This window comes from Rhodococcus sp. ZPP (genome assembly GCF_017656075.1).
In the GTDB taxonomy this organism is placed as follows: Bacteria; Actinomycetota; Actinomycetes; order Mycobacteriales; family Mycobacteriaceae; genus Rhodococcus_F; species Rhodococcus_F oxybenzonivorans.
Genome location: NZ_CP058638.1, coordinates 4,287,098 through 4,306,381, shown reverse-complemented (window position 1 = coordinate 4,306,381; position 19,284 = coordinate 4,287,098). Strand labels below are relative to the sequence as shown.

Annotated in this window: 17 protein-coding genes and 1 pseudogene; 9 read left to right on the top strand and 9 right to left on the bottom strand. The window is 66.6% G+C overall.

All coding sequences use genetic code 11. The features are described 5' to 3' along the window. Positions 1–218: 218 nt before the first annotated feature. The 3 genes from HYG77_RS20385 to HYG77_RS20375 all read left to right on the top strand — a co-directional run bounded on the left by HYG77_RS20385 (position 219) and on the right by HYG77_RS20375 (position 3,164). Entirely contained in the window at positions 219–917 is a 699-nt protein-coding gene (locus tag HYG77_RS20385; protein WP_208960395.1) for a TetR family transcriptional regulator, read from the top strand. A 162-nt stretch (positions 918–1,079) separates the two neighbouring features. Beyond that, complete coding sequence (locus HYG77_RS20380) at positions 1,080–2,240, top strand: acyl-CoA dehydrogenase (RefSeq protein ID WP_208960394.1); 1,161 nt, start codon at positions 1,080–1,082, stop codon at positions 2,238–2,240. 75 nt (positions 2,241–2,315) lie between these two features. Further along, the gene (locus HYG77_RS20375) at positions 2,316–3,164 is read left to right on the top strand and encodes a 3-hydroxybutyryl-CoA dehydrogenase (RefSeq protein WP_109333464.1); all 849 of its coding nucleotides are present in this window, start codon (positions 2,316–2,318) and stop codon (positions 3,162–3,164) included. Here the strand turns inward: HYG77_RS20375 and ubiG are convergent. Further along, positions 3,161–3,985, bottom strand: a complete 825-nt coding sequence (gene ubiG, locus HYG77_RS20370; RefSeq protein ID WP_244372975.1) for a bifunctional 2-polyprenyl-6-hydroxyphenol methylase/3-demethylubiquinol 3-O-methyltransferase UbiG — start codon at positions 3,983–3,985, stop codon at positions 3,161–3,163. The two genes, HYG77_RS20375 and ubiG, sit on opposite strands and share 4 nt — an antisense overlap. On the opposite strand from ubiG, the gene HYG77_RS20365 reads away from it, so the two are divergent. Genes HYG77_RS20365 through HYG77_RS20355 form a run of 3 tightly spaced genes read left to right on the top strand, consistent with a single transcriptional unit; the run spans position 3,978 to position 8,096 of the window. Further along, positions 3,978–5,351, top strand: a complete 1,374-nt coding sequence (locus HYG77_RS20365) for a hypothetical protein (RefSeq protein ID WP_244372973.1) — start codon at positions 3,978–3,980, stop codon at positions 5,349–5,351. The two genes, ubiG and HYG77_RS20365, sit on opposite strands and share 8 nt — an antisense overlap. A gap of 14 nt (positions 5,352–5,365) precedes the next feature. Then, on the top strand, positions 5,366–6,625 hold the full coding sequence (locus HYG77_RS20360; protein WP_208960391.1) for a serine hydrolase domain-containing protein: 1,260 nt from the start codon (positions 5,366–5,368) through the stop codon (positions 6,623–6,625). A gap of 1 nt (position 6,626) precedes the next feature. Further along, entirely contained in the window at positions 6,627–8,096 is a 1,470-nt protein-coding gene (locus HYG77_RS20355; protein WP_208960390.1) for an MFS transporter, read from the top strand. A gap of 67 nt (positions 8,097–8,163) precedes the next feature. Here the strand turns inward: HYG77_RS20355 and HYG77_RS20350 are convergent. Then, a pseudogene (locus HYG77_RS20350) lies at positions 8,164–8,370 on the bottom strand (GTP pyrophosphokinase family protein); the annotation flags it as partial. Between the two features lie 45 nt (positions 8,371–8,415). Between HYG77_RS20350 and HYG77_RS20345 the strand changes: the two are divergent. Continuing rightward, entirely contained in the window at positions 8,416–8,832 is a 417-nt protein-coding gene (locus HYG77_RS20345; protein WP_159923962.1) for an RNA-binding S4 domain-containing protein, read from the top strand. On the opposite strand, the gene HYG77_RS20340 is transcribed toward HYG77_RS20345, so the two are convergent. The 4 genes from HYG77_RS20340 to HYG77_RS20325 all read right to left on the bottom strand — a co-directional run bounded on the left by HYG77_RS20340 (position 8,803) and on the right by HYG77_RS20325 (position 13,698). Further along, the gene (locus HYG77_RS20340; protein ID WP_208960389.1) at positions 8,803–9,717 is read right to left on the bottom strand and encodes a diacylglycerol kinase; all 915 of its coding nucleotides are present in this window, start codon (positions 9,715–9,717) and stop codon (positions 8,803–8,805) included. The two genes, HYG77_RS20345 and HYG77_RS20340, sit on opposite strands and share 30 nt — an antisense overlap. Then, on the bottom strand, positions 9,714–11,294 hold the full coding sequence (locus HYG77_RS20335; RefSeq protein WP_208963456.1) for an FAD-binding oxidoreductase: 1,581 nt from the start codon (positions 11,292–11,294) through the stop codon (positions 9,714–9,716). The genes HYG77_RS20340 and HYG77_RS20335 overlap by 4 nt, the downstream gene beginning before the upstream one ends. Positions 11,295–11,383: 89 nt before the next feature. Continuing rightward, the gene (locus tag HYG77_RS20330) at positions 11,384–12,652 is read right to left on the bottom strand and encodes an MFS transporter (protein WP_208960388.1); all 1,269 of its coding nucleotides are present in this window, start codon (positions 12,650–12,652) and stop codon (positions 11,384–11,386) included. 44 nt (positions 12,653–12,696) lie between these two features. Next, positions 12,697–13,698 (bottom strand): aldo/keto reductase, encoded by a 1,002-nt coding sequence (locus tag HYG77_RS20325; protein WP_208960387.1) that lies wholly within the window; start codon positions 13,696–13,698, stop codon positions 12,697–12,699. A 134-nt stretch (positions 13,699–13,832) separates the two neighbouring features. On the opposite strand from HYG77_RS20325, the gene ilvD reads away from it, so the two are divergent. Then, positions 13,833–15,527 carry a dihydroxy-acid dehydratase gene (gene ilvD, locus HYG77_RS20320; protein ID WP_109333477.1) on the top strand — a complete coding sequence of 565 codons (1,695 nt, stop codon included), beginning with the start codon at positions 13,833–13,835 and terminating at the stop codon, positions 15,525–15,527. Between the two features lie 68 nt (positions 15,528–15,595). On the opposite strand, the gene HYG77_RS20315 is transcribed toward ilvD, so the two are convergent. Then, positions 15,596–16,249 carry a S1 family peptidase gene (locus tag HYG77_RS20315; protein ID WP_109333479.1) on the bottom strand — a complete coding sequence of 218 codons (654 nt, stop codon included), beginning with the start codon at positions 16,247–16,249 and terminating at the stop codon, positions 15,596–15,598. Positions 16,250–16,415: 166 nt separating this feature from the next. Next, positions 16,416–17,123, bottom strand: coding sequence for a DUF6319 family protein (locus tag HYG77_RS20310; protein WP_208960386.1), 708 nt, complete (start codon positions 17,121–17,123; stop codon positions 16,416–16,418). Between the two features lie 151 nt (positions 17,124–17,274). On the opposite strand from HYG77_RS20310, the gene HYG77_RS20305 reads away from it, so the two are divergent. Then, positions 17,275–18,324 carry an adenylate/guanylate cyclase domain-containing protein gene (locus tag HYG77_RS20305; protein ID WP_109333483.1) on the top strand — a complete coding sequence of 350 codons (1,050 nt, stop codon included), beginning with the start codon at positions 17,275–17,277 and terminating at the stop codon, positions 18,322–18,324. 211 nt (positions 18,325–18,535) lie between these two features. On the opposite strand, the gene HYG77_RS20300 is transcribed toward HYG77_RS20305, so the two are convergent. Continuing rightward, positions 18,536–19,222: a TetR/AcrR family transcriptional regulator gene (locus tag HYG77_RS20300; RefSeq protein WP_244372971.1), complete on the bottom strand. Its 687-nt coding sequence runs from the start codon at positions 19,220–19,222 to the stop codon at positions 18,536–18,538. Positions 19,223–19,284 lie beyond the last annotated feature (62 nt).

The following is a 19,284-nucleotide window of genomic DNA, read 5'->3' as shown; positions in this document are numbered from 1 at the left end:
CAGGATCAGCGCGCGCGGTGAGTCTGCCGAGACAGAGGGAGTCGGGAGCCGGCGCTCTTCTCCCGTCTCCGGAATGGGTACCTCACGTAGTCCAGGGCACACTCGAACTCGACCTCGCCCCGCCCTCACCAGGACGGACACACTATTTACGAGTATCCGCCCCGCGGAGCACCGGCGTCCAGGAAACGGCAGGTTCGGCACCAATGGATACTGAGGCCATGCCCGAGCGACTCGACACCCCAGGGATCGATGCGGCGGACTTCCGGGTCCATGTCGTCACGCAGGCCATTCGTCTCTTCGCCGAGAACGGATACGAGGCCACGACCGTCGAGCAGATCGCGACGGCCGCGGGCGTGTCCCGCCGCACCTTCTTCCGTCAGTTCCGCTCCAAGGAAGACGTGATCTTCGCCGACCACGAATCGTTGCTCCAGCAGGCGGGCGACTACCTGACGTCGGAATCCGACGACCCGTGGGCGGCGGTCTGCAGCACCGCCTGCCTGGTGTTCGACCGGTTTCAGGAAAACCGGGAACTGTCCGAGCGCCGGTATCGGGTGGTGCAGCGCGTCCCGGCGCTGCGCGACCGTGAGATCGTGACCGGCGTGCGGTACGAGCGACTGTTCGTCGACTACCTCCGGAACGTGGTCCCTACCGAGCCGGTGTTGAAGGTGATCGGGTTCGCGGCCGCCGTCACCGCGTGCCACAACCATCTCCTGCGGAACATGATCAAGGGTGATCCGGCGGCCACCGCCGACGCGCTGGAACGCGCCCTGCTCGATGTTCGCCGGACATTCGGGGTCGCCGCGGGCGCGCCATCGCGGGAACAGAATGCGGTGGTTGTCGTGTCGTATCCGCCGGGGACCCCGGTGGACAAGATTACGGATGGCATCGCGACGCAGTTGTCGCAGCGTCATCCCTGAGGCGCCCGTCACTCTTGACTGGCACTCAGTGCCGTGGTTGACTGCACAGTACTAGCAGTACTATGCCCGACGACGAACATTGTGGCACGCGTAGCCGAAGATAGCCCTGGCACGGAGTGCCGCTCGCGTTCGATGCCGTTGCAATCGACAAGGAGCGCCAACATGGCCGGAAATCCGGACTTCGATCTGTTCAAGCTCGCAGAAGAGCACGACGAACTGCGGTCCGCGATCCGCGCGCTCTCCGAGAAGGAGATCGCGCCATACGCGAAGGAGGTGGACGAGGACTCGCGGTTCCCCGAGGAAGCGCTCACCGCTCTCGTGAACTCGGGTTTCAACGCCATCCACGTTCCGGAGCAGTACGACGGCCAGGGCGCCGACTCGGTCGCCACCTGCATCGTGATCGAAGAGGTCGCCCGCGTCTGCGGCTCCTCCTCCCTGATTCCTGCAGTGAACAAACTGGGCACCATGGGCCTGATCCTCAACGGCTCCGAGGAACTCAAGCAGCAGGTGCTGCCGCAGCTGGCTTCCGGTGAGGCGATGGCCTCGTACGCACTCTCCGAGCGCGAAGCCGGGTCGGACGCCGCGAGCATGCGCACCCGCGGGAAGCAGGAGGGTGACGACTGGATCCTCAACGGGTCCAAGTGCTGGATCACCAACGGCGGCAAGTCGAGCTGGTACACCGTCATGGCCGTCACCGACGCCGACAAGGGTGCCAACGGCATCTCCGCGTTCATGGTGCACAAGGACGACGAGGGCTTCGTCGTCGGCCCCAAGGAGAAGAAGCTCGGCATCAAGGGCTCACCCACCGCGGAGCTGTACTTCGAGAACTGCAAGATCCCCGGAGACCGCATCATCGGCGAGCCCGGCACCGGCTTCAAGACGGCGCTGCAGACCCTCGACCACACCCGCCCGACCATCGGCGCCCAGGCCGTCGGCCTCGCGCAGGGCGCTCTCGACGCGGCGATCGCGTACACCAAGGACCGCAAACAGTTCGGCAAGTCGATCAGCGACTTCCAGGCCGTGCAGTTCATGCTCGCCGACATGGCGATGAAGGTCGAGGCCGCGCGCCTCATGGTGTACACCTCCGCCGCCCGCGCGGAGCGTGGCGAGAAGAATCTCGGTTTCATCTCCGCCGCCGCCAAGTGCTTTGCTTCGGACGTCGCCATGGAGGTCACCACGGACGCAGTCCAGCTGTTCGGTGGAGCCGGCTACACCACGGACTTCCCGGTAGAGCGCATGATGCGGGATGCGAAGATCACCCAGATCTACGAAGGCACCAACCAGATCCAGCGCGTCGTCATGTCGCGTGCCCTGTTGAAGTAGGCGGCTACGCCGCCCGTGAGTGGTTAGCGAGTCTCTGGACTCGCTAACCACTCACGGGCATGACTAAGGAGAATCGTGGAACTAGTAGGAGTGATCGGCGGCGGCACCATGGGCGCCGGCATCGCCGAAGTATGTATCAAGGCCGGTAGCTCGGTGTTGATCCTCGAAACCAAGCAGGAGTACGCCGAGGCCGCGCAGGGCCGGATCGAGAAATCGCTGGCTCGGGCGGTGAAGGCGGGCAAGCTCGACCAGGACGCCGCGGACGCCGCCCTCGCCCGCGTGCGCGTCACCCTCGACATCGACGACTTCGCGGACCGCGACCTCGTGATCGAGGCTGCACCGGAGATCGAGTCGCTCAAAGTCGACATCTTCCAGAAGCTCGACAAGATCGTGAAGCCGTCCGGCATCCTGGCGTCGAACACGTCGTCCATCCCGCTGATCAAGATGGCCAACGCCACGCAGCGCCCGGGACAGGTCGTCGGTATCCACTTCTTCAACCCGGTTCCGGTGATGCCGCTGGTCGAGATCGTGGTCAGCCTGGTCACCTCCGAGGAGACCGTCACCGTAGTCACCGACTACGTCAAGAACACCCTGCGCAAGAAGACGGTGCGTGCCGGCGACCGCGCGGGATTCATCGTCAATGCGCTCCTCATCCCGTACCTCACGTCGGCGGTCCGCATGCTCGAGTCGGGCTACGCCACCGCCGAGGACATCGACGAGGCGATGAAGGGCGGCTGCGGCTACCCGATGGGTCCGCTGACCCTCATCGACACCGTGGGCCTCGACATCACGCTCGCCGCGGCGGAGTCGCTGTATGCCGAGTTCGCCGAGCCTCACTACGCCCCGCCGACGCTGCTCAAGCGCAAGGTCGATGCGGGACATCTGGGCAAGAAGAGCGGTAAGGGTTTCTACGACTACAGCTAGTTCCGCGTCTGCGGGAGCCCGTCGCGACGTCGCGGCGGGCTTTCGCCGTTCTTGACCGCGTACCCCATGTAGGAGATGGCGGTGCTGCGTACCTGCCCGAAGTCGAGTCGCCGGCTCAGCTCTCCGTAGGTCAGTGTTCGACCGCCTGCCCGGGCGAGGTCGAGGAGGCGCAGTGGATTTCTCGACCGCGGCCCGAGTCCGACGATCGCCCCGAGTCGCAGCCCGTGCCGCCCCATCACGGATTCCAGTTCCTGCGGCCGCACGCACATGGACCAGTCGTGGATGGGTGTATCGAACATTCTGGTCATACGCCATTCCTGCATGATCTTGATGGCCACCAGTTTGCTGACGAAGGTCCGGTTGATGGTGTCGAACAGGTACAGACCACCCGGCTTCAGCGCCCTGGCCGTCTCGGCGATCACGCCGTCGAGATCGGAGACGTGTTCGAGGACATCGCAGCAGTAGACGACGTCGAACGAGGCGTCGGGCACCGGCAATTTCTCCCCGGCACCGATGCGGTACTCGATGTCCAGATCGGCGTCGGTGGCGTGCTTGCGCGCAGTAGCGATCGACACCTCCGATGGGTCGACCCCGACCACCCGGAAACCAATGTGGGTGAACTCCTCGGCGAGAAATCCGCCGCCGGAGCCGACGTCGAGCGCGCAGAGACCGCGATAGTCGGACCCCAGATGCTCGGTGAGCACCGTGCGGAAGTATGCAAAACGTCCTGGCGTGAGGCTTCCGTGCAGCAAGTTCAGTGGGTTGTCCTCCTCCCACCATGACTCGCCTCGACGGTTGTAGACGTCGTTGTCGATGACCACGGACCACCTTCCCAACCCAGGACGCACGAAGACACGGTCCACCCTTCCCCTGCGCGTCGATCTCTTCAACCCGGCGGGTGTGCGCAATGCTCGTTCCATGACAATCCGGGCCGCACACGTCGGCATGGTGCTCGGTGGGTTCGCCGTCGGCGTGGCGTCGGCCTCGCCGATGCCCACCGAGTACGCGTTCGTGATCGTGGGCTCCCGCGTCGGGACGCTGTTCACCAGCGGCGTCGTCGGCGCAGTCCTCGGCGCGCTCGTCGCCGTGGTGGTGGCCACACGCCTGCGCGCCCGACTCGGCCTGGCGATGTCGGCGGTGTCCGGCCTGACGCTTCTGGCGATCGGCCCGGTGGTCGGGTCTTCACCGTTCGTGCTGTACACCAACGGGATCGGTGTGGGACTGCTGCTGGGCGGCTTGGCGGGTCTGTCCGGCGCGAGCGACCGCGCCCGACTCCAGACCGCCCTCGCGGCGGGCGTGGTCGGCGGGTTGCTCCTGGCGGGACCACTCGACCAGTACCGGCACTCCACCGCTGTGCCGAGGAGGTACGCGGACTACCTACCCGAGCCGCCGCACAGCACGGATCTGCTCGCCCTGGCGTTCCTCGCGGTGACCGCGATCGTGGTCATGGTCGCGCTGCAGTCCGGCGACTTCGACGCGTCGTCGGAGTCCTCGCCCGACCGCCGCACCAGGCCGCTGGTGGTCGGATTGGTCCTGCCGGTGCTCGGACTGCTGCTGTACTGGCAGCTCGTCCGTGCGATCGATGCTCTGGGTACCGGCCCCGCGGTGCAGGATCGGTGGATACTCGGGGTCGCTCTGGTTCCGGTCGTCATCGCCGCGGCAGTGTGGTTGGAGACCCGTACCGGAACAGTGCTTCTCGCGGCGACGGCGTTCATCGCGGCGAGCGACGGCGCGCAGACGGCCTGGTTCACGGATTCGTGGCTGTGGTTACTCGTTCCCGCCGCACTCGTGGCGCTCGGCGCGGCACTCGGCCGGGTACTGCCCCAACCTCTGTTCGGCATCGCGGCGCTCGCCCTCGTGGCGGTGTCGGCGGTCTTCGACACGGCGCCCTGGGACAATGTGTACACCGGTGCCGTGGTGCTTCTTCTGCCGGCCGCCGCCGCGTTCACCCTGACAGCGAGCCTGCCGTCGAGCGCTCCCGTGGTGACCACGTCGCTGGCTGGACCGGCGGCGTTCGCGATTCCCTTGACAGCCGATTTCGGTTGGACCGCCTATGCGCCCCTGAAGGGAGGAGACTCCGCGCTCGAACCGAGCGCGTGGGACGGAATGTCGACCGCGGCTCCGGTGGTCGCAGTGGTGGCGTGTGGGCTGGCGATCGCCTATCTCCAGCGCCGACCGGCCCCATAGCGCCAAGCTGGTTCATGGCACTTCATCGGCGGGCTTTCCTGTTGGCGTGCGTCCTGGCTCTGGGAGCTGCGTGTACGACGACAGATCAGGCGTCGGGCCCGGACACCTCGGCGAGCGCGGCCGCGTCGGGAACAGAATCCGCAGATTCGGCGCAGGCGGACGGGGTGATGACGATCGTGCGCGACGCAATGGCGCAGGCCCACCTACGGGCGGTGATCGTTCGTGTCACGGTGGACGGCAAGGAAATCGTCACCGAGGCCGTCGGCGAGTCGATGACGGGGGTGCCGGCCACCACCGACATGCACTTCCGCAATGGCGCGGTAGCCATCTCGTACGTGTCCACGCTGCTGCTCCAACTCGTCGACGAGAAAAAGGTGAGCCTCGACGACAAGGTGTCGACGTGGCTGCCCGACATTCCCCACACCGACCGCGTGACGCTCCGTCAGCTCGCCCAGATGACCTCGGGCTACGTCGATTATGTGCTCGGCAATACCGACTTCGACAAGGCGATCTACGCCGACCCCTTCCGTAATTGGACCCCCGAAGAACTTCTGGCTTACGCCACCTCCAAGCCACTGCTCTACGAGCCCGGAACCAACTGGAACTACGCCCATACCAATTACGTCATTCTCGGGTTGGCGCTCGAGAAGATCACCGGTCAGCCGATGACGACTCTCATGCAGGACAAGGTGCTCGGACCACTCGGCCTGGACAACACCACGGATCCGGGGACGGCGGCGATCACCGAACCGGTCCTGCACGCATTCTCGTCCGAGCGGCGGGAGGCACTGCAGATTCCGCCCGGCACATCGTTCTACGAGGAATCGACATTCTGGAACCCGTCGTGGACGATCACCCACGGCGCCATCCAGACCTCGAACATCTACGACCTCCACGACACTGCGATAGCCATCGGCACAGGCAAACTCCTGTCCCGTGAGTCGTACGAGGCCATGATCTCGACGGACCTGCGGGGCAAGACGACCACCCTGCCTGGCTGTCCCACGTGTTTCCCGCAATCGGACGACTACACCTACGGGCTCGGGCAGCCCATCGTCGGCAACTGGTTGATGCAGAATCCCCTCTTCAGCGGATACGCGGCGGCCGAGGCGTACTTGCCGTCGAAGAAGATCGCGATCGCCGTGGCCGTCACCTACGACCAAGCCGCGTTCGACGACACCGGTGCGTACAAGAACGAAGCCGATATTCTGTTCCGGAAAATCGGCGCGTATCTCGCTCCCGACGACGCTCCGGGCATCCCGGCCGGAGCCTGACATGGCGGCGGCTCTCCGATTGAACACGCGACAGGGCCGCTGGGTTGTCGTCGCCACCGTCCTCGGCTCCGGCCTTGCCCTTCTGGACGGCACGGTGGTGAATATCGCGTTGCCGCACATCGGCGAGGATCTCGGGTCGGGTGTCGAGGGTTTGCAGTGGACCCTCAGTGGTTACACACTTGCGCTGGCGTCCCTGATTCTGCTGGGCGGGGCCCTCGGCGACCGCTGGGGCCGAAGACGTGTCTTCGTCTGGGGGACAGTGTGGTTCACCGTCGCGTCGGTGCTGTGCGGCCTCGCGCCCGACATCACCTTTCTGGTGGTCGCCCGCATTCTCCAGGGAATCGGAGCCGCGCTGCTGACCCCGGGGAGTCTCGCCTTGATTTCGGCGTCCCTGCACGAGGACGACCGCGGTGCGGCGATCGGACTGTGGTCCGGACTCGGCGGGGTGGCGGGGGCTATCGGGCCGTTGCTCGGCGGGTGGCTGGTGGAAGTGGCGGGGTGGCGATCCGTTTTCTTCCTGAACGTTCCGCTGGCCGCCGTAGTCATCTGGGCGTCTATTCGACACATACCCGAAAGCCGCGACCCTCATCCGCCGGATCATCTGGATGTCCTCGGGTCGGTGTTCGCGGTGTTCGGGCTGGGCGCCCTCACTTACGGACTGATCGAAATGAATCCGATCGCCGGTGTGGGCGGGGTCGTGGCGCTCACCGCGTTCGTCGTGGTGGAACGCCGATCCCCTGATGCCCTCGTGCCACCCGCGCTTTTCAGGTCCCGCATGTTCGTGGCAGCGAACCTGGTGACTTTCGCCGTATACGCGGCGATCGGTGGGGTCTTCTTCCTGTTGGTGATGCAGCTTCAGCTGGTGGCGGGGTATTCACCGGTTGGCGCCGGCCTTGCCACCATGCCGATCACTCTCGCAATGCTGGCCCTCTCCTCCCGCGCCGGTCGCTATTCGCAGAAGCACGGTCCGCGACTGCCGATGACGCTCGGCCCCGCGCTCGCGGCCATTGGCCTCCTCCTCATGACACGGATCGGGTCCGACTCGTCGTACTGGTCCGACGTCCTGCCGGGCGTGATCGTGTTCGGACTCGGGCTGTCGACCATCGTCGCCCCGCTGACCACCGCGGTTCTCGGATCGGTTCCCGTCGAGCAAGCCGGTGTCGCGTCCGGGGTCAACAACGCCGTGGCGCGCACCAGCCAGCTACTCGCCGTGGCCGCGCTGCCGGGTCTCGCCGGGATCGACGCTGCCAGCCTGGCCGAACCCGACAGCTTCTCGCAGGGCTTCCGGATCGCGATGTTCCTGTGCGTCTCCATGCTGGTCGTAGGCGCGATCATCGCAGCCGCCCTCATCCGCACGCCGGCGGCGACGGCACAGGTTCCCCCAGATTCCGTTGCTTGCCAACCACATTGCGACGTCACCGGACCCGCGGTACAACCGACCACTATCCGGTCCGGGACTAGTCCGGCATGACCCGCAGCGTGGCGCCGGGCCCGCGCACCTCCTCGTGCAAGCCCTCCATCTTAGCGTCGAGGTGCCGGGCGTCCAGGGTGAGCGGGAGTCCTTTGCGGGCGGTCTTGCCGAGGACGCTGTCCGCCGATTTCAGGCGCGACTTCACATGTTCGATCGGACTGTGGTCGTGAATGTAGGTGAACTCGTCCTTCAGGATGTTGATCTTGGTCATCATCTCGTCGATCCCGAACTTGTACGACATCAGAAAGCGAATGAACTCGCGCCGTTGGTCGATGAGGGCCTCCGCTTATCGAGGTCGGGCCTCTCGTATTCTGGTCGCGTGGTGACTTCGGGTACCGACCCCGCGAGCGTGCGCGTCGACAGCTGGACCTGGGCGGTCCGGCTGTTCAAGACGCGCTCGGCAGCGGCTGCGGCGTGCCGGTCGGGGCACGTGCGGGTCAACGGCTCCCCGGCCAAGCCTGCGCAGCCGGTGAAGGTGGGCGACGAGGTCCGTATTCGCGCCGCCGGAACCGAGCGCATCGTGGAGGTGACCCGCCCCATCGCCAAGCGAGTCGGTGCTGTCATCGCCGCGGAGTGCTACACCGACAACACACCGCCACCTCCTCCTCTCGAGGTTCTCGCCTCTCTTCCCCGACGCGACCGCGGGGCCGGCCGGCCGACCAAACGCGAACGTCGGGAGATGGATCGGCTCCGTGGGATGACGGACTCAGACCGGGGTGTGGCTGAGGATGTGTAGCGCGCCGGGCACGGCCTCGATCGTCACCGGGAGCGGACCGACGCGGTCACCGTCCGCGTAGGCCGTGATGCCGTCGCACCGCAACCGCACCGTCCGCGAACGGTAGGTCTGCACTTCGGGAAGATCGACATGGGTGCCCTTGTAGACCCGGGGGAACAACCGGACCAGCCGCGCCCGTGATCCGTATCCCACCACGGTGACGTCGAGAAGGCCGTCGGCCTTGTTCGCTCCGGGGCAGATCTGCATTCCGCCGCCGTAGGATCGGCCGTTGCCCACCGCAACCAACGTGGCGTCCACCTGCACGGTGGCGTCGTCCAGTTCGATCGAATAGTCCAGGGGACGAAGCCGCGTGAGCTCCGCCAGCATGGCCAAGTTGTACCGCATCGGCCCCTTGGGCCACGTCATCCGATTGGCCCGATCGGTGACGAGCGAATCGAAACCGCTCGCCACCACCGTGCCCGCCCAGACCACCGCCCCATCCGTGAGCGTGATCCGGGCGAGATCCGACTCCTGGACCTCACCGTCCGCGATCACATCGGCCGCCGCGACCGGATCGCCGACGGGAACCCCGAACTCGCGCGCATGATCGTTTCCGGTACCTGCGGGGATCAGTCCGATCGGTGTTCCCGACCGTGCCGCGGCCTGCAAGCCGATGCTGATCGCACCGTCCCCACCGACGACGACCAGCGCATCGGTGCCGTCATCGATGGCCCGGCGGGCAAGCGTGCGCGCATGATCGGCGTCGGTCCCGATGATCTCGGTGACCGTCACACCGCGTTCACGCAGCCGCCCCACGCCCTTACGTCCGGCGACCGGGGCGTGGCCGTGCCCGGCCAGCGGGTTGATCAGGACCGTGACCCGCTCGACGGTCTTCGTCGTGCTCACGGAATCAACTTTCCGGGATTGAGGATTCCGGCCGGGTCCACCGCATCCTTGATCGCCCGCAGGATGGTGACCCCGAGATCGCCGATCTCCTTACGCATCCACGGGCGGTGGTCGACGCCGACCGCGTGGTGATGCGTGATGGTCCCGCCGGCGGCGACGATCGCGTCACCCGCAGCGGTTTTCGCTTGTCGCCACTGTTCGAGTGGGTCGGCCGCCTGAGCGCAGACCACGGTGAAGTACAGCGAGGCCCCCGTCGGATACGTGTGGGAGATGTGGCACAGCACGAGCGGTGGAGTGCCCTGCTCGGACAGCGCCGAGGTGAGCGCCGTCGTCACCGCCGCACGGAGCGCGGCGAGATTGCCCCAGTGCGTGGAGGTTTCGAGGGTTTCGCAGAGTGCACCGGCGTCGAGCAGGGAGTCGCGTAGATAAGGTGCATCGAAACGTCCGTGCTCCCAGCTGTTCCCGGGATCCGCCCCCAACGACGTGCCTCCGTGCGCCTGCAGCACCGCGCGAGCCTCGGCCACCCGCTCGGCGGTGTGTGCGGCGGTGCCTTCGAACGTGGTGATCGCCAGGCAGCCACCGGCGACGGCCTCGTCACCGATCTTGTCGGTGGTCGCCAGATTCACACCGGTTTCGGCCTCGTCGGACAGTCGCAGCACGGTGGGAACAGCACCTTCCTGCCGCAGGGCGCGCAGAGCGGCAGCGCCCGTCTCGAAGTCGGGGAAGTTCCAGCCCTCACGGACGGTCGACTCGGGAACGGCATGCACCCGCACGCGCACCCGGGTGATCACGCCGAGGGTTCCCTCCGAGCCGACGAACAACTCCCCCAGGTCCGGTCCCGCAGCGGACGCCGGCGCCCGTCCCGTGTCGAGAATGCCGGCCGGAGTGACGACGCGCAGCCCCTCCACCATGTCCTCGAACCGGCCGTAGCCGGCGGACGCCTGCCCCGAGGACCGGGTCGCCGCGAAGCCGCCGATGGTGGCGAACCGGAAGCTCTGCGGGAAGTGCCCCAACGACAAGCCGTGCGCCCCCAACAGCTCTTCGGCACGCGGTCCCGTCACACCGGCGCCCAGGGTCGCGACACCGGACTCGGCATCGAGGTCGAGCAGGGTGTCGAACCTCCGCAGATCGAGCGACACGACGGCGGCGAATCGGTCGCGCACCGGATCGAGACCGCCCACGACGCTCGTGCCTCCCCCGAACGGCACCACGGCGATCGCGTTGTCCGTGCAGTAGCGCAGCACTTCACCGACCTCGTCGTCGGTTCCCGGGGTGATCACCGCGTCGGGCGCATCCTGCGGTTCCGAGCTGCGACGGCGCAGCAGGTCGAGAGTGCTTTTTCCGCCGGCACGCAGGAGGCGATCGGTGTGCGCGGTACTGCAGAACCGCTCCCCGACGATGGTCGCCAGGGCGGCCCGGTCCTTCTCGGACAGAGCGCTGGGAGCGAGGACGACATCCTCCGGGTTCCGCTCCGGAGCCTCGGTGATCGACACCCCCAGCGCCTGCTGCAGCAGGGCTTTGATCCCGTCAGAGAGAACCTTCCGCTTCTCCGGCGCACCCCAGGCATCCCACTGCATCGGGGGTGCCGTCAGGACGGCCTGATCATCCGATCGCTCATTGCTCATGCGTTATAGTGTTACACATTATGTAAGAGTGTAACTAGGCTTCACCGTCGACCGCGCTCCCGCCACACCTGCCGGATGGGTCGTAACACCAGTCCCATCTGCCTGCGGGTCTTGCCGCGGGTCACCAGCACACCGATGATCGCGACCGCCCAGACCGGGTACTGCACCAGCCACGCCACGCGGAACGCCGCGAACGAGTACCCTCCCATCGCGTCGAGGATGAGCCCCATCGCCTGTATGACCAGCAACGAAGCGAGGAAACCGCCGATGTTGACCATCCCCTGCGCGGTACCCATGCTCGTGCTCGGGTTGAACATCCGGGCGTAGTCGAACCCGATCATCGAACCGGGACCGCCCACCGAAACGACCACCACGAGCAGAACCAGCATCCACATCGGCGCCGGGTCCGAAAGAGCGAGGACCGCCGTCCACATCGCGGCGTTGCTGATCATGATCGACAAAACAAGATATGACCGGCGCATGGGGAAACGCCCACTGAGGACGCCGATGATCGGCCCCGCGACGATCGCCGAGATCACCGACAGGGTGAGCAGCGAGCCTGCCTCCGCCGCTGATAGACCCTGCGCAGACCGCAGGTAGGGCACCCCCCACAGCAGCGCGAACGTGGTCATCGAGAACTGTGTGCCCATGTGCGTGAAGAATCCGAGCCGAGTGCCGGGACGCGCCCACACGGTTCTGATCTGCCTTCCCACCTCCCGCAGTCCCGCGGGCGCGGCCACTACCTCGAGGCCGGGCGGCGAGTTCCGGATCACCGAGACGGCCAGCACGAACGACAGCAACCCCAGTGAGGCGGCGCTGCCGTAGGCGAAGTTCCATCCGGGACCGTTGAGCAACAGCATCAACGGCAATGCCGACAGGATCTGGCCTATCTGCCCGAAGATGCCGGTCAGCTGGGACACCAGCGGGACGCGTCGCGGCGCAAACCACTGCGGCACCAGACGCAGCACCGAAATGAACGTCATCGCGTCGCCGATTCCGACGAGCACCCGCGCGGCGATGGCGATCGGCAGCGATTCGGTGACCGCGAGAAGCATCTGCGCCGACGCCATGATGAGAGCGCCGGACGCGATCATGCGCCGCGAACCGTACCGGTCGAGGAGCACTCCCGCCGGAATCTGCATTCCTGCGTACACCACGATCTGCAGGACGACGAAGCTGGAGAGCACGCTGGGACTGATCGAAAACCGTTCGGTTGCAGCGAGACCCGAAACACCGAATGAGGTGCGGTGGAGAACTGCGACGATGTAGGCGATGACCCCGACACCCCACACCAACCACACTCTGCTCATCGCAGATCAAACTACTCCCCGGCGACCGTTACCCGCCGGTTGCGCTACTCCCGCCCGAAGGACACCCACTGGGGATCGGCCGAGCGGTGGCCGACGGTGAGATCGGCGAGCAGGTCGAGACGAGCGATCTGGTCGTCGGTGAGCGTCAGCGCGAGCGCACCGGCATTCTCGGTGACGCGGGCAGCGAACCGGGTCCCGGGAATGGGCACCGTCGGCAGCCCGAATGCGCGTCCTTTCGCGTCGAGCCACGCCAACGACACCTGGGCGGGGGTTGCCTCGAGTTCGGCGGCCACCTCGCGAACGACGTCGAGCACCTTCGAGTTCGCGGTCAGTGCGTCGTCACCGAACCGCGGGAAGCGCCGGCGCAGGTCGTGCTCGTCCAGGGCGGCCGGGTCGTAGGTGCCGGTGAGGAAGCCGCGCCCGACCGGCGAGTACGGGACGAATCCGATGCCGAGCTCTGCCGCCGCCGGGACGACCTGCCGTTCCACGTCGCGGCTCCAGATACTCCACTCGCTCTGGATCGCGGCGATGGGATGCACTCCCGACGCTCGCCGCAGTTCGTCCCCGGTGGCCTCCGACAGTCCGATGTGCCGGACCTTGCCGGCGGCGACCTGCTCGGCGATAGCCCCGACGGTCTCCTCGATCGGCACAGTCGGGTCGACGCGGTGCAGGTAGTAGAGGTCGACGTGGTCGACACCGAGCCGGGCCAGCGAAGCCTCGAGCGCCTCCGCCACGTACTCGGGCTTGCCGTTGATGCCGCGCTGACCGTTGGCGATGTTGCCCACGAGGCCGAACTTGGTGGCCAACTGCACTTCGTCGCGGCGTTCCTTCAGGACCTTGCCCACCGCCACCTCACTGGCACCTCCGCCGTACACGTCGGCCGTATCGATGAACGTCACACCGATGTCGATTGCATGGTGCAGGGTCGCGAGGGCTTCACCGGGATCCACGGGTCCGTACACCGGGGCGACGGACATGGCCCCGTATCCCTGCGCACTCACGGTCAGCCCGTCGGACAGTTGCACGGTGGGGAGGGAGTTACTCATGCCGACCATCTTTACCGACTGGGCGGCACCGTGCACCGTCTGGAATCGCACTGATCGATATGCGGGTCGGGTAGCACCGGCCTGCCACGGGATTCGGGCGACCGGGCTGTCGGCGCGCGCCTAGGCTGTGACTCATGACAATCTCGGATCCGAAGCCCCGCAGCCGCGACGTCACCGACGGACTGGAGAAGACCGCAGCCCGCGGAATGCTCCGCGCGGTGGGCATGGGCGACGACGACTGGGGGAAATCGCAGATCGGCGTCGCATCGTCGTGGAACGAAATCACCCCCTGCAATCTCTCGCTCGACCGCCTCGCGAAGTCGGTGAAGGACGGGGTTCATTCGGGCGGTGGATACCCGCTCGAGTTCGGCACCATCTCCGTCTCCGACGGGATCTCCATGGGGCACGAAGGCATGCACTTCTCCTTGGTGTCGCGCGAGGTGATCGCCGACAGCGTCGAAACGGTGATGCAGGCCGAGCGCCTCGACGGTTCGGTCCTCCTTGCCGGGTGCGACAAATCGCTGCCCGGAATGCTGATGGCCGCCGCCCGGCTCGACCTGGCCAGCGTCTTCCTCTACGCCGGCTCGATCCTGCCCGGTATCGCGAAACTGTCCGACGGCAGCGAACGACAAGTCACCATCATCGACGCGTTCGAAGCGGTCGGCGCCTGCTCCCGCGGACTGATGAGTCGTGAAGATGTCGACACCATCGAGCGCGCAATCTGTCCCGGCGAAGGTGCCTGCGGCGGAATGTATACCGCTAACACCATGGCCAGTGCCGCGGAAGCACTGGGTATGTCCCTTCCCGGCAGCGCCGCTCCCCCGGCGACCGACCGCCGCCGCGACGGCTTCGCCCGGCGCAGCGGCGAAGCCGTGGTCGAACTGCTTCGCCGGGGCATCACCACCAGCGACATCCTCACCAAAGAGGCATTCGAGAACGCGATCGCCGTCGTCATGGCGTTCGGTGGATCCACCAACGCCGTCCTGCACCTTCTCGCCATCGCTCACGAAGCCGGGGTCGAACTGACCCTCGACGACTTCAGTCGGGTCGGAGCACGTGTCCCGCACCTGGCGGATGTCAAACCGTTCGGCTCGCACGTCATGACGGATGTCGATCACATCGGCGGTGTTCCCGTCGTCATGAAGGCGCTCCTCGACGCCGGACTCCTCCACGGCGACTGCCTGACGGTCACCGGCAAGACCATGGCGGAGAACCTCGCGGACATCGCGCCCCCGGACCCGGACGGCAAGGTGCTCCGCGCGATGAGTTCACCCATCCACCCGACCGGTGGCATCACCATCCTGAAGGGTTCACTCGCACCCGGGGGTGCCGTGGTGAAGTCGGCGGGTTTCGACTCCGACGTGTTCACCGGCACCGCCCGCGTCTTCGATCGCGAGCGAGCCGCGATGGACGCCCTCGAGGACGGCACCATCACCAGCGGTGACGTGGTCGTCATCCGCTACGAGGGACCCAAGGGCGGTCCCGGAATGCGGGAGATGCTGGCCATCACCGCCGCGATCAAGGGCGCCGGCCTCGGCAAGGACGTGCTGCTCCTCACCGACGGCCGCTTCTCGGGCGGCACCACCGGCCTGTGCGTCGGCCACGTCGCACCCGAGGCCGTCGACGCGGGGCCCATCGCCTTCGTCCGCGACGGCGATCAGATTCGGCTCGACGTGGGCACCGGGACGCTGGACCTGCTCGTCGACGAAGAGGAACTCACCGCCCGGAAGAACGGGTGGGAGCCGCTCCCGCCGCGCTATACCCGTGGCGTTCTGGCCAAGTACACCAAGCTGGTCGGCTCCGCTTCCGGCGGCGCTGTCTGCGGCTAGGCGCTCCGCGCCCGTGAGTGGTTGACGAGTCCAGAGACTCGTTAACCACTCACGAGCGCCGAAGGCGCCTAAATGGGCCGGAAGCCTGCGCCCGGACCGCCGCTCGCATTCATGTCGCCGACGATCACCGACATGTTGGTTCCGATCTCCGGGCCGATGCACGGAGCAGCCAAATAGGCGTTGACCATGGCAACGAGGGTGGTACCGACGACCAGCGGTGCACCGGAATCGCCCTCCACCACGCACGCCTGCGTCCACGTCTCCTGGGTTTGCATCAGGTCGCCGTACACGATTCCGCAGGTGTTGCCGGTGGTTCGTCCTTCCTTGCATGCGACCTGCGGGAAGCTGGCCGGGGCACCGATCTGGGTGATGGTGACATTGCCGACCCGGTTGACCGGCACCACCTTCGCCCGATCGAACTGGATCACCGCGTAGTCGAGCGCCGGGTTCGACTTCACGAACGTGCCCACCACTCCGGTGTCCAACGCAGCTTCGGAGACCACGGTGGAACCGACATCACCACAATGGCCCGCCGTCACACCGACCAGGCGACCGCCGCTGTCATTCCCGATCGTGGTGAGCGTGCACACCAACTCGTCATTCACCACGATCCCCGACCCACCCCCGAGGACCGCCGGAGGCGCGGCCGTCGCGATACCACTGCCAAGAAAACCCAGAACTCCCACCGTGGCTGCAACAACCGCCGCGAATCGTTTCAACATTGTTCGAACCTTCCCGGAAAATGAGCCCCGACGGCCGCGTGTCTCCCCATAAGAATCCCACCCCACCCATTGCGCGCGTGGGGGAATGCGACGGAGAATCGCGGCCGCCAGCTCACTTACCGGCGCCGAGCGCCACAGCTCACTCCCCGGCGCCGAGCGCCACAGCTCACTCCCCGGCGCCGAGCGCCTCCAGCGCCTTCCGGGCGTCCTCGAGTTGCCTGCTCAGCTCCTCGACCCTCGCCGCGGCGAGGTTGCGCGCCGCAACGATGATCGACTCGACGGCCTCGATCGCCGTCTCCTCGCCCAGTTCGCGCACGGCACGCTCCACGGCCTCCGGCGAGACGGGGACGGCCTTACCCGGACGTTTGGCCCCGTGCGCGACGGTGACACTCCAGTCGTTGTCCGCTCCGGCGTGGATGGTGACGCTCACGCCGGCGGGGGCTTTCTTCGTTGTCCGTTTCGCGGGCGTCGCGGCGGATTTCGGTGCGGCAGCGACGGGCTCGGGCGCCGACACGGTGCTCGGCGCCGGAGCCTTGGCGGCGGGCGGACCGGGCTCGATCTCCTGGTGGACAGCGGGCTTCGCGGGTACTGTCGCGGGTGCGGTCTTCGGTGCTGGAAGGCGTTTCATCATGAGCTCCTCCGCTTCGAACGGAAGCTCGTCGTCGACACCCTTGGGCCGAATCATCACCGTATTACCCTGCACCGAAAGAGCTCTCGCCGACGCGCCTGCTTCGAGACGAAGGCTCGGCATCGCCTCGCGCAGATACACGGTGGCGCGTCTGCCCTCCGCGATCGCAGCAGCGAGGGTCTCGAGATTCTCCGCTGTCAGGTGATCCGGTGTGGCGGCTGCACCGGAACGTCTACGGGGCGGCATGGCGCTGTCCTTTCTGGGGTGATCTCGCGAACGGGCTCGTGAGCCCAGCAACTCTCGCACACGCCACCGACGTTTCCGCACCGGGCGGGCCCGCACAATGGCAGATTGAGAGCAGATCGAAGGCAAGTGATGAGCGCGCGAGAGGACAGCAGTGGTCGCGGACACCAATGACGACGAGACGGAGACGGTTCCGGAGGTCGAGCCGAGCCTGCTCCGCGACATCCAGGCCGATCTGGAGGAGTCGCTGCTCGGTGGCCCTCGGCGATACACCCGGCTGGAGATCGCCGAGTTCGCGGGAGTGTCGGTCGAACGTGCGGACCGACTGTGGGTGTCCATGGGTTACGCAGTGGACACCGACCCACACGGGGTGATGTTCACCGAGGGAGACATCGAAGCCCTGCGCACCATCGCGTCTCTCGTCGATCGAGGGATCATCTCGCCGGACCGCGAAGTGGCGGCTGCCCGTGCGCTCGGCCAATCGATGTCCAGGCTGGCCGAGTGGCAGGTGTCGCTGATCAGCACCCACATCATCGAACAGCTCGCCGGCTCCACCGATAGTGACCCGGAAGCGATCCGGCGGCAGGTGCGCGAACTGACCGCCGACATCCTGCCCGCGGTCGAGTCGCTGCAGGCTTATGTGTGGCGACGGCACATCGCGTCCACGACGGGCCGCAACGTGGGCAACCCGGGCGAGGAAGTGGCTAGCCGCACTTTGGTCGTCGGCTTCGCGGATATCGTCGGGTACACCTCGCTCACCCGCCAATTGGGCGCGCGGGATCTCGCCGACCTGCTGGAACGGTTCGAGTCGGCTTCGGCGTCCGTGATCAGCGGACACCACGGCTGGGTGGTGAAGACCGTGGGCGACGAGGTGATGTTCGCGGTCGAGTCGCCGGCCGACGCCGCCGCCATCGCCTTCACTCTTCAGGAACAGGTACTCCCCGACGAGGGCGACCCGAATCTCCGGGTGGGCCTCGCGATGGGACCGGCTCTCGTTCGATTCGGGGATCTCTACGGCTCCGTCGTCAACACCGCGGCGAGACTGACAAGTTCGGCACGTCCCGGCACGGTGCTGATCGACGACGAGCTCGCCGGCGCACTGGCCGACACCCCCGGCTGCTATCTCAAGCAGCTACGACCGCGACGGGTCCGGGGTATACGGCGGCTCGAGCAGTATGTGCTGCGACGAGACCGCGAGGGCTAACTCTCTGGTATCAGCTTCCGAAGGGCAGGGTTCCGGGCGGAATGGAGTATCCACTGCTTCCTGCGGCTACCCCGCCCCACGCACCGAGGATCCAGTTGAGTGCTTCAGTGATCATCGAGAAAGCCCTTCCCACATCATCTTGTCGACACGACCGGCAATTGGGTGCCGGGCGCAGGTGCCACGGTAACGACGCGGTCCCGAGCTGTCGACGTCACAGAGCCTGAGCTGGCGGAACTTCGGCAATCACCGGCGACGGCCGCGACGCGATCTGCGCGGCCCGCGCGGTCTCGATCTGCGCGGCCCGCGCGGCCAGAAAGTCGTCGACGATCTGTTCGCAGGCCTCCCGGCCCAGCGGGGTCAGCGTGGCGAGGCGAGTGAAGACGAGTGGGCCGACCAGTTGAGCGAGCGCGAGGTCGTAGTCGAATTCACCGAGCCGCTCGGCGGCCTCCGGTGTCCCGAAGATCCGGTCGAAGGCCGCGCGGTACTGTTCCACGATCGTCTGCCTCAGCGTGCGCAGTTCCGGCTTGTCCGACTCCAGCGCAGCCGCACTGGAATAGTCCTCCAGCGCCGGGCCCATTCCCAGCCAGCACATCGCGGTGACGTGCATCGGCGCGCTCTCGATCAGGGTGGCCTGACTGACCATCAACTCGACCAGCTGGTCGCGGAGATCGCCCTCCTCGGAAACGGTCGGAGCGGGCGGAATGAGTCGTCCGAATGCAGCGGCCACCAACTCTGTGCCGTTGCCGAAATGCCGGTACAGCGTGGCACGCGCCACCTTCGCCAGTGCGGTGACGGCATCGATGGTGACGGCTTCCGTACCACCCTTGGCGAGCAGAGTCGTCGCTGCGTCGAGAAGCCTCGCGCGGGAACGCTGCTTGCGGGGATCCTGCTCGGTCATCTGGCCGCCGTTCTCGCCGTGGACACCACTTGTGAACTAACAGTCTACCAACGATACTGACA

What these genes read in the sequence shown, in the direction of transcription:
- HYG77_RS20365 (WP_244372973.1), top strand. Translation starts at nt 3,978, where the DNA reads ATGACCACGGACCACCTTCCCAACCCAGGACGCACGAAGACACGGTCC.
- HYG77_RS20385 (WP_208960395.1), top strand. Translation starts at nt 219, where the DNA reads ATGCCCGAGCGACTCGACACCCCAGGGATCGATGCGGCGGACTTCCGG.
- HYG77_RS20380 (WP_208960394.1), top strand. Translation starts at nt 1,080, where the DNA reads ATGGCCGGAAATCCGGACTTCGATCTGTTCAAGCTCGCAGAAGAGCAC.
- ilvD (WP_109333477.1), top strand. Translation starts at nt 13,833, where the DNA reads ATGACAATCTCGGATCCGAAGCCCCGCAGCCGCGACGTCACCGACGGA.
- HYG77_RS20325 (WP_208960387.1), bottom strand. Translation starts at nt 13,698, where the DNA reads ATGAGTAACTCCCTCCCCACCGTGCAACTGTCCGACGGGCTGACCGTG.
- HYG77_RS20330 (WP_208960388.1), bottom strand. Translation starts at nt 12,652, where the DNA reads ATGAGCAGAGTGTGGTTGGTGTGGGGTGTCGGGGTCATCGCCTACATC.
- HYG77_RS20355 (WP_208960390.1), top strand. Translation starts at nt 6,627, where the DNA reads ATGGCGGCGGCTCTCCGATTGAACACGCGACAGGGCCGCTGGGTTGTC.
- HYG77_RS20300 (WP_244372971.1), bottom strand. Translation starts at nt 19,222, where the DNA reads ATGACCGAGCAGGATCCCCGCAAGCAGCGTTCCCGCGCGAGGCTTCTC.
- HYG77_RS20315 (WP_109333479.1), bottom strand. Translation starts at nt 16,249, where the DNA reads ATGTTGAAACGATTCGCGGCGGTTGTTGCAGCCACGGTGGGAGTTCTG.
- HYG77_RS20310 (WP_208960386.1), bottom strand. Translation starts at nt 17,123, where the DNA reads ATGCCGCCCCGTAGACGTTCCGGTGCAGCCGCCACACCGGATCACCTG.
- HYG77_RS20360 (WP_208960391.1), top strand. Translation starts at nt 5,366, where the DNA reads ATGGCACTTCATCGGCGGGCTTTCCTGTTGGCGTGCGTCCTGGCTCTG.
- HYG77_RS20335 (WP_208963456.1), bottom strand. Translation starts at nt 11,294, where the DNA reads ATGCAGTGGGATGCCTGGGGTGCGCCGGAGAAGCGGAAGGTTCTCTCT.